This is a genomic window from Amycolatopsis sp. FBCC-B4732 (assembly GCF_023008405.1).
GTDB lineage: Bacteria > Actinomycetota > Actinomycetes > Mycobacteriales > Pseudonocardiaceae > Amycolatopsis > Amycolatopsis pretoriensis_A.
Window position 1 is genome coordinate 4,766,944 of record NZ_CP095376.1, and the last position, 9,313, is coordinate 4,776,256.

Genomic DNA, 9,313 nt, shown 5'->3' on the forward strand with positions numbered 1-9,313 from the left:
AGCGCGACCTTCAGCAGGCCCGCGATGCCCGCGGCGCCTTCGAGGTGCCCGATGTTGGTCTTGACCGAGCCGACCCACAGCGGGTCTTCGCCGCGGCCGGGCGCGAAGACGGCACCGAGCGCGGCGGCTTCGAGCGGATCGCCGACGCGGGTGCCGGTGCCGTGCAGTTCGACGTACCGGACGGCGTCGGCGGAGACATCCGCGCGGCGCAACGCGGCCCGGATGACCGCTTCCTGGGCCTCGGCGCTGGGTGTGGTGAGGGTTTCGCTGAAGCCGTCGTTGTTGACCGCGCCGCCTTCGATGACGCAGTGGATGCGATCGCCGTCGGCCAGTGCGGCGGCGAGGGGCTTGAGGACGACGAAGCCGCCGCCTTCGCCGCGGACGTAGCCGTTGGCGCGTGCGTCGAAGGTGTAGCAACGGCCGTCGGGCGAGAGCCCGCCGAACCGGTCGGCGGCGATCGTGCTCTCCGGGGCCAGGTTCAGCTGCACGCCGCCGGCCAGTGCCAGCTCGGCTTCGCCGCTGCGCAGGGCTTCGCAGGCGAGGTGCACGGCGACCAGCGACGACGACTGCCCGGTGTCCACCGACAGGCTCGGCCCGCGCAGGCCGAAGGCGTAGGAGATGCGGTTGGCGACGACCGCGCGGCTCTGCCCGGTGAGCGTGTGGTGCCCGATCGCGTCCGCGCCGCGCTGCTTGAGCAGGGTGGCGTAGTCGTCCGCGCTGGCGCCGACGAAGACGCCGGTCGAGGAACCTTCGAGGGTCTTCGGGACGATCCGCGCGTCTTCGAGGGCCTCCCAGCCGAGTTCGAGGGCGAGGCGCTGCTGCGGGTCCATGGTCGCGGCCTCGCGGGCCGGGATGCCGAAGAACGCGGCGTCGAAGGTGTCCACTTCGGACAGGAACCCCCCGCGCCGGGTCCCGGGCGGGACGTCGGCGCGGCGGTTCGGCGGGACGTCGCTGGTGCCGTCGGCACCGTCGCGCAGCAGGGTCCAGAAGGCACCGGGCGCGGGCGCCGCGGGCAGCCGGCAGGCCAGGCCCACGATCGCGACGGCACCTTCGCGGACAACGTGCTCGGCTCGATCCACCGCGGCGCTCCCAGTGATCCGGTTCGAGCGGCCGCCCGGCCGCCTCGCGACGCCGGAGCCACCGCCGGGGTTCAGGTCGAAGGCGACTATGCCGGGGGTGGGGCCGGTTTTTCCCCAGAGATCGAGGCGGGCCTGGTCCGGGTCCTGGTCCGGACGTCATGAACGACCCTTTCACCGCGTCCGGTGAGGTGAACGACCCGTTCATGACGTCGGTCACGCCCCCTCTGGCAGGACATGAGCCGAAGAGCCGACCGGGTCCTTCGCCCGGCCCCCGGCGAGGTCGTCGGCCGGGGCGGCGAAGGGCCGCGCAAACCGGCCGAGACGAAGTCTGCGGTTTTCCGTGGTTTACCGGCGCCATGCTCTTCGCGCCGGATGACCCGAAGGAAGGCAGGCCATGGCAAGCATCGGACGGGCGTTGAGACGCCCCTGGATCGTCCCCTTCTACTTCCTGGTGTTCGGGTTCCTCGCGTTCCGGCTGCCCAATTACCTGGGCTTCGACCCGAGCAAGTCGACCGCCGCCACGCGGCTCGACCTGCCGTTCTACTACCCGTTGCTGGTCGCGCACATCGTGTTCGGCTCGGTCGCGTTCGTGACCGCGTCGATCCAGGTGTGGCCGTGGCTGCGCAACCGGTACCCGAAGCTGCACCGGATCTCGGGGCGCGTCTACGTCCTGGGTGGCGCGCTGCCGGCCGGGCTCGCGATCCTCACCATCACGCCGTTCCTCACCCACGGCGCCGGGCAGAAGGCGGGTAACGCGCTGCTGGGCCTGCTGTGGCTGGGTACGACGATCGTCGGGTTCCGGCGGGCGCGGCAGGGGCGGATCGTCGAGCACCGGGAGTGGATGCTGCGCAGCTTCGCGCTGTGCTTCTCGATCCTGGCGTCCCGGTTCTGGCTGGGCCCGGCCATCCTGTGGCTGGAGCCCGAGGTCTTCACGATGGGCGTCGACGGCCCGGCGGCGGTGCAGGACCAGGTGTCCACGCTGACGTCGTGGATCCCGTGGGTGGTCAACCTGCTGATCGCGGAGTGGTTCAACCACCGCGCCCGCTACAAGGCACTGGGCCGCCAGGCGGCCAAGCGCGCGGCGGCGAAGGTGACAGCGGCCGCACCCGCGCCGGCCGTCGCGGTCGAGCCCGTGCACCACGCGGCCCCGGAACCCGCATTGGCGCCGAACACGAAGACCCCGGTCCTCGAGCGGCCGGCCCCCGACCCTGTCCCCTAGTCTCGCGGCTGCCTTCCCGCGGCGGGGAAACCCCGGCACTACCCCAGGTGCCGGGGTTTTCTCGCGCGCTCAGGTCAGCGGGACGTAGTTGCCGCCGGGGCGGGTCGCGTGCGTCGAGGCGCTCGTCAGGAAGCGCCCGCGCACGACGCGGACGTAGGCCCCGTCCAGCGGGAAGACCAGCACGAACTTCCGTCCGGCGTGCCCGCACAGCACAAGGCCGTCGCGCAGGTTGCCGAGGAATTCGACGATGTCGCGTTCGACTTCCGCCGCGTGGTCGCGCTGGCCGTCGAGCGAGATGTCGTAGGTGGCGTGCCGGCCGGTCGCCGGGTCGCGCGCCGAGAACTCCAGGCCGAGCCACTGCCCCGGCTCGACGACCACCGTCGCCTGCCACGTCGAGCCGCTCAGCCGCCACTTCGACGACGCGCCGTTCTCGTCGGTGACCGCCGCCCCGGGGAACTCGCGGAGGAAGTCCAGCACTTCAGTCCGCTTCGATGCCGCGCGACGTCAGTTCCGCTTGCAGCGAGCCGCTCAGGAACTCCGACCCGAGCACCCGGCGCAGGTTCGGCAGCAGCGGCAGGTCGGCCAGGGACCCGACGTCGAACAGGTCGTCCTCGCCGTCCCAGACCGGGGCGCAGTGCTGGTACACGGTCAAGCCGCCGTCCAGCACCAGTTCCTCCACCGTCGCCAGCAGGTCCGGGGCGATCTCCAGCGCCGTGAAGTACGCGCGGGCCTCCGGCAAGACCTGGTAGGCCAGCCCGCGGTCGTAGGCGTACTGCCACGGGTCGGCCGCCGGCAGCGCCTCGGCGATGTCGAACGCCGGGGTCAGCGTGCGGTCGCCGTACATCAGTTTCTCGACGACGACCAGCTTGAAGGTGAAGTCCTGGAACACACCCCGCAACCTAGCCGACCGGGGGCAGCCAGGCCTGGACCGCCGCCACCGCGTCCGCGATGTGCTCCTCCACGATCGTGAAGTGGTTGCCCGGCACGTCCGTCACCGTGTCCGCGTGGGGCCACGACGAGCGCCAGTCCACCGACTCCTGCTCCGCGACGATCGGCTCCGACGCCCGGACCAGCAGCGTCGGGCACGGCAGCGGCCCCAGCTCCCAGCCCTCCATCAGGTCGAAGCACCAGGCCATCGCCGACAGCCCCGCGCTCGTCACCTCCGTGTACTGCTGGTTGCGCTTGTACAGCCCCTGCATCAGCCCGCCACCCGCGCTCGCGACGAACTCGCTGTCCACCGCGTACGGGTCCAGCAGCGCGACGCCGGCCGGGGGTGTGCCGCGGCGGCAGAGCTCCGTCGCGATCGCGTGCACCAGCAGGCCGCCGGTGGACACGCCGAGCACGATCGCCGGTTCGCCGCCGGTGTACGCCGAGATCGCGTCGGCCTCCGCCGCGACCAGGGACTGGCGGTCGGCCGGGAGGGCTTCGCCGTCGGTGAAGCCCGGGATCGGGACCGCCGAGACGTCGTGGCGGCCGCGGCAGGACGCCGCGAACAGCGAGTACTGCTGCACCCCCGCCATCGCCACCAGCGCCGGGACACAGATCAGGTGCGGGCCGGGTGCCGCGTCCGGGTCGCGGCGGGCCAGCCGCAGCGGGCGGATCGGGCGGGTCAGCTCCGCCGGCGTGCGGAACTTCGGGCGCAACGTCGCCGCCGCGCGCAGGAACGCGATCGCGTCCGCCTGCTGCCCGGCCTTGAGCGCGTCGGTGAACAGGCCCGCGATCGTCTCCGGGGCCTGCACGGACACCGTCGTGGTGATCTCCCCGGATGTCGGTTCGGCGGCCAGCTCGGCGGCCAGGTGGCCCGCCAGCTCTTCCGGCGTCGGGTGGTCGAACACCACGCCGACCTGCAGGATCAGGTCGGTCGCGGTCTGGAGGCGGTTGCGCAGGTCCATCGCGGTCAGCGAGTCGAAGCCCAGCTCCGGGAAGCTGCCGTCGACCGGCACGGCGGCCGCGCTCGGGTGCCCGAGCACCGCGGCGGCCAGGCCGCGGACCAGCTCCAGCACCGCTTTGGGCCGGTCGCCTTCGGGCAGCTGCGCGTACGTCCGCGCGAACGAGCCCGTGTCCTGCTCGGCCGTGGCCGCCGAGCGGCGCGACGGCGGCGGGAGGAGCGCGTACATCATCCGCGGCACCTCGCCGGCCGCGCGCATCGCGGCCAGGTCGAGGCGGATGGCGGCGAGCACCGGCTCCGGGCGGGCCAGCGCGGCGTCGAACAGGGCGACCCCTTGCTCGGCCGAAAGCGCCAGCGCTCCCCCGCGTTCCTGACGGCGGCGGCCGGCCTCGTCCAGCCGCGCCGCCATCACGCTGCTGTCCCCGGCCCAGGTGCCCCACGCGATCGACGTCGCCGGCAGGCCGAGCGCCCGCCGGTGGTGGGCGAGCGCGTCGAGGAAAGCGTTTGCGGCCGCGTAGTTGGCCTGGCCCGCGTTGCCCGCCAGCCCGGCGAACGACGAGAACAGCACGAACGCCGTCAGCTCGCGGTCGCGGGTCAGTTCGTGCAGGTGCCAGGCCGCGTCGAGCTTCGGCGCGAACACCGTGTCGAGCTTCTTCGGGGTCAGCGAGCCGAGGACACCGTCCTCCAGCGCGCCCGCGGTGTGGACGACCGCCCGCACCGAAGGTTCCGCGTCGAGCAGCCGGGCGAGAGCGTCCCGATCGGACACGTCGCACGCGCGGATGTCCACAGTGGCGTCGAGCTCGAGCGCGAACTCCGCCGCACCGGGCGCGTCCGGGCCGCTGCGGCTGACCAGCAGCAGCTCGCGGACGCCGTGCTCGGCGACCAGGTGCCGGGCGACCGCCTTGGCCAGCGCCCCCGTCCCGCCGGTGACGAGCACCTTCCCCGCCGTCCAGTCCACAGTGGATTCCTCACCGCGGACCCGGGTCAGGCGGCCGACGTGTGGGACGCCGTCACGCAGCACGACCTGCGGTTCGCCCGAGGCGAGCAGGCCGGGCAGCAGCGGCAGCAGGTCGCGGATGGACTGGTCGCCTTCGCGTTCGAGGTCGGCCAGCACGATCCGGCCGGGGTTCTCCGTCTGCGCCGAGCGCAGCAGGCCCCACGCGGTCGCGCCGGCGAGCGCGTCTTCCGTCGCGCCGCGGGTGACGAACACCAGCCGCGTGGTGCGCAGCCGGTCCTCCTCGAGGAACGCCTGGACCTCGCCCAGCACCCACTTCGTCAGGTCGCGGGCCGCGTCGCGGTCGTTCTCCGGCCGCACCGGCACCAGCGGCATGAGGATCACCTGGGGTGCGGGCAGGCCGTCGTCGAGGGCCCGGGACAACGCGCCGATGCCGAGGAACGTCTCGACCGCGCGGCCGAGAGTGTAGACGGCGCCGGTCAGCCCGAACTCGTCGGCGCCGGCGACGACCCACGTGCCGTCGGCGAGCCGGCCGGGCTCGGGGGCCGGCACCGGCTGCCACTCCCAGCGGAAGAGGCTGTCGCCGTGCGCCGGAGCGGTCTCGATGGCGCCGGCCGCGCGCAGCAGCAGCGAACCGACCGAGACGATCGGGGTGCCGGTGGTGTCGGCGAGGTCGACGCGGACGCTGTCCGCCCCGGCCGGGCTGATCCGCACCCGGGCCCGGGACGCGCCGACCGCGTACAGCTCGACGTCGGTCCACGAGAACGGCAGCCGGCTGCGGCCCTCGCCGGTGAACGACGCCGCGTGCAGCGCCGCGTCGAGCAGCGCGGGGTGCAGGGCGCACGCGGCCGCCTCGGGCCGGTTGGCCTCCGGCAGCGCCACTTCGGCGTAGACGTCTTCGCCGTGCCGCCACGCCTTTTCGAGGCCGCGGAAGAGCTTGCCGTACCCGAACCCGTTCCCGGCGGCCGTTTCGTAGAAGCCGGTCAGGTCGATCGGCTCGGCACCGGCCGGCGGCCACTCGGCGGGGAACTCCCCCGCCTCCGGCACGTCGCCGGCGCGCAGGACGCCGGTGGCGTGGCACGTCCACGGCTCGTCACCGGCGTCCGGTCGCGCGTAGACCGACAGCGTGCGGCGGCCTGCCGGGGTCAGCGGGCCGAGCACGACCTGGGTCCGCACGGCCTGCCCGGGCGGGACCACCAGCGGCACGGCCAGGGTCAGCTCGTCGACGACCGGGCAGCCGGCCTCGTCGCCGGCGCGGACGGCCAGCTCCAGGAACGCGGTGCCGGGCAGCAGGACCGCGCCGCCGAAGGTGTGCTCGGCCAGCCACGGGTGGGTCGGGACCGAAAGCCTCGAGGTGAACAGGAAACCTTCGGTGTCGGGCAACGCCGTCACGGCGCCGAGCAGCGGGTGCTCGGCGGAGGCCAGACCGAGCGCGGTGATGTCGCCGGTCGCCTGCATCGTGCCGCGGGGCCAGAAGTCCGTGCGCTGGAAGGGGTACGTCGGCAGCGTGACGCGCGCACCGTCGGGAAGCTGCCAGCCGACGTCGGCGCCGCGGGCGAAGGCGGCGCCGAGCGCGGCCAGGAACCGGTCGGGGCCGCCGTGGCCGAGCAGCAGGGTCGCCGACGCCGTCGCGCCGGTGCCCGACTGCTCCAGCAGCGCCTGCAGGCCGAGGCTCAGCACCGGCTGCGGGCTGATCTCGACGAAGTGGCGGGCGCCGCGGTCGAGCGCGGCGCGGACGCCGGCGTCGAACCGCACGGTGCGTTCCAGGTTGCGGTACCAGTATTCGCCGTCCAGCTCGGGGCCGTCGAGCCAGCGCTGGTCGGCGGTGGAGTAGAACGGGATCGCCGACTCGGCCGGGTGCAGTTCGCCCAGGACGTCGAGGAGTTCGTCGTGCAGCACGCGCACCTGGGGGCTGTGCGCGGCGAAGTCGACGCCCTCGACGCGCCAGCGCATCAGCCCGGCCGCCGACAGGCGCTTTTCCAGCGTGGTCAGCGCTTCCGGTTCACCGGCGACGGTGACCGTGCGCGGCCCGTTGACCGCGGCGATCGACAACGTGCCTTCGAAGTCGCCGAGCAGCTCGCCGACTTCGGCTTCGGACGCCATCACCGACAGCAGGCCGCCGTGGCCGGCCAGCCGCTCGCCGATCAGGCGGCTGCGCAGGGTCACGATCCGCGCGGCTTCGGGCAGGGAGAGCACGCCGGCGAAGCAGGCGGCGGCGATCTCGCCCTGCGAATGCCCGAGCACGGCAGCGGGCTGGACGCCGTAGGAGCGCCAGAGGTGCGCGAGCGACACCATCACCGAGAACAGCACCGGCTGCACGACGTCGACCCGGTCGGCCGAAGGCGCGCCCTCGACGCCGGTCAGGACGTCCAGCAGCGACCACTCGACGTACGGCTTCAAGGCTTCGGCGCACTCTTCGATCCGGGCGCGGAAGGCCGGCTGGGTGGTCAGCAGCCCCATGGCCATCTCCGGCCACTGCGAACCCTGGCCGGGGAACACGAACACCGGGCCGGGCGCGGTGGTCACCGTGCCGGTGGCCACGGTCGGCGCCGGCACGCCGGCCGCGAGCGCGGACAGTCCTTCGCGGAAGGTGGCGTGATCGGTCCCGGCCACGACGGCCCGGTGGTCGAAGCGGCTGCGGGCCAGCAACGCGCGGGCGATGCCGGACAGCGGCTGGGTGGGGTGCTCGTCGAGGTGCGCCAGCAACCGGGAAGCCTGTGCGGCCAACGCTTCCGGCGACTTCGCCGACAGCACCCACGGGATCGCGGCCGGTTCCGCGCCCGCCGGGGCGGGCTCGGCGGGCGGGGCCTGTTCGAGGACGACGTGCGCGTTGGTCCCGCTGACGCCGAACGACGAGACGGCGGCCCGGCGCGGCGCCCCGGTCCGCGGCCACGGCCGGGGTTCGGTGAGCAGCTCGACGTCGCCGGCCGTCCAGTCGATCTTGGTGGACGGCTGGTCGGCGTGCAGGGTGCGCGGCAGGACGCCGTTGCGCATGGCGAGGATCATCTTCAGCACCCCGCCGACGCCGGCCGCGGCCTGGGTGTGCCCGATGTTCGACTTCAGCGAACCGAGCCACAGTGGACGGTGCTCGGGCCGGTCCTGGCCGTACACCGAGATCAGCGCCTGCGCTTCGATCGGGTCACCGAGCGACGTGCCGGTACCGTGCGCCTCGACGACGTCCACATCGGACGGTGAGAGTTTCGCGTCGGCCAGCGCGGCGCGGATCACGCGTTGCTGCGACGGGCCGTTGGGCGCGGTGAGGCCGTTGGACGCGCCGTCGGAGTTGACCGCGGACCCGCGCAGCACGGCGAGGACCTCGTGGCCGTTGCGCCGCGCGTCGGACAGCTTTTCCAGCGCCAGCATGCCGACGCCCTCGGACCAGCCGGTGCCGTCGGCGCCCTCGGCGAACGCGCGCGAGCGGCCGGTCGGCGAGAGCGCGCCCTGACGGCTGTACTCGATGAACACCATCGGCGTCGACATGATCGCGACCCCGCCGGCGAGCGCGAGCGAACATTCGCCGCGGCGCAGGGCCTGTGCGGCGAGGTGCATCGTGACCAGCGACGACGAGCAGGCCGTGTCGACGCTGACGGTCGGGCCTTCGAAGCCGAAGGTGTAGGAGATGCGTCCCGAAGCGACACTGCCGGCGCTGCCGTTGCTCTGGTAGCCCTCCAGGTCCTCGGTGACGCCCTGCAACGCGATCGCGTAGTCGTTGTACATCACGCCGACGAACACGCCGGTGTCGCTGCCGCGCAGGGAAAGCGGGTCGATGCCCGCGCTTTCGCAGGCCTCCCATGCGGTTTCGAGCAGCAGCCGCTGTTGCGGGTCGGTGGCCAGCGCCTCGCGCGGGCTCATCCCGAAGAACGCGGCGTCGAACCCGCCCGCGCCGTGCAGGAAGCCGCCCTCGGCGGTCGCCGACGTGCCCGGCCCGCCGACGTCGCCGAGCAGGTCGGCCAAGGGCCAGCCGCGGTCCTCCGGGAAGCCGGAGATCGCGTCGGTGCCGTCGTCGACCAGCCGCCACAGGGCTTCGGGGGTGTCGACGTCGCCGGGGTAGCGGCAGCTCATGCCGACCACGGCGATCGGCTCGTCACCCGCGGACTCCGCGGCGACCAGGCGCTCGCGGGTGCGCTGCAGGTCGGCGGTCACCCGGCGGAGGTAGTCGAGCAGCTCGGCTT

The 9,313-nt window shown here is 73.6% G+C and carries 4 protein-coding genes and 1 pseudogene (1 of these 5 cut by a window edge); 1 reads left to right on the forward strand and 4 read right to left on the reverse strand.

Going from position 1 to position 9,313, the window contains the following annotated elements; all coding sequences use genetic code 11:
• Positions 1–1,079: the 5' portion of a type I polyketide synthase gene (locus MUY14_RS20780; RefSeq protein WP_247024791.1), read on the reverse strand. Its footprint begins 26,488 nt before the window's first position; 1,079 of the gene's 27,567 nt are visible here — the first part of the coding sequence; it begins with the start codon at positions 1,077–1,079; its stop codon lies beyond the left edge, outside the window.
• A gap of 394 nt (positions 1,080–1,473) precedes the next feature.
• On the opposite strand from MUY14_RS20780, the gene MUY14_RS20785 reads away from it, so the two are divergent.
• Complete coding sequence (locus tag MUY14_RS20785; protein ID WP_247024792.1) at positions 1,474–2,298, forward strand: DUF2306 domain-containing protein; 825 nt, start codon at positions 1,474–1,476, stop codon at positions 2,296–2,298.
• A 69-nt stretch (positions 2,299–2,367) separates the two neighbouring features.
• Here MUY14_RS20785 and MUY14_RS20790 read toward each other — a convergent pair whose 3' ends face one another.
• The 3 genes and pseudogenes from MUY14_RS20790 to MUY14_RS20800 all read right to left on the reverse strand — a co-directional run.
• Complete coding sequence (locus tag MUY14_RS20790; protein WP_247024794.1) at positions 2,368–2,775, reverse strand: hypothetical protein; 408 nt, start codon at positions 2,773–2,775, stop codon at positions 2,368–2,370.
• 1 nt (position 2,776) lies between these two features.
• Complete coding sequence (locus MUY14_RS20795) at positions 2,777–3,187, reverse strand: DUF6892 domain-containing protein (protein WP_247024796.1); 411 nt, start codon at positions 3,185–3,187, stop codon at positions 2,777–2,779.
• A gap of 10 nt (positions 3,188–3,197) precedes the next feature.
• Positions 3,198–9,311: pseudogene (locus MUY14_RS20800) on the reverse strand (type I polyketide synthase); the annotation flags it as partial.
• Positions 9,312–9,313: the final 2 nt, after the last annotated feature.

Excerpts from the sequence above, each read along its gene's own strand:
- MUY14_RS20785 (WP_247024792.1), top strand. The coding sequence starts at position 1,474 with ATGGCAAGCATCGGACGGGCGTTGAGACGCCCCTGGATCGTCCCCTTC.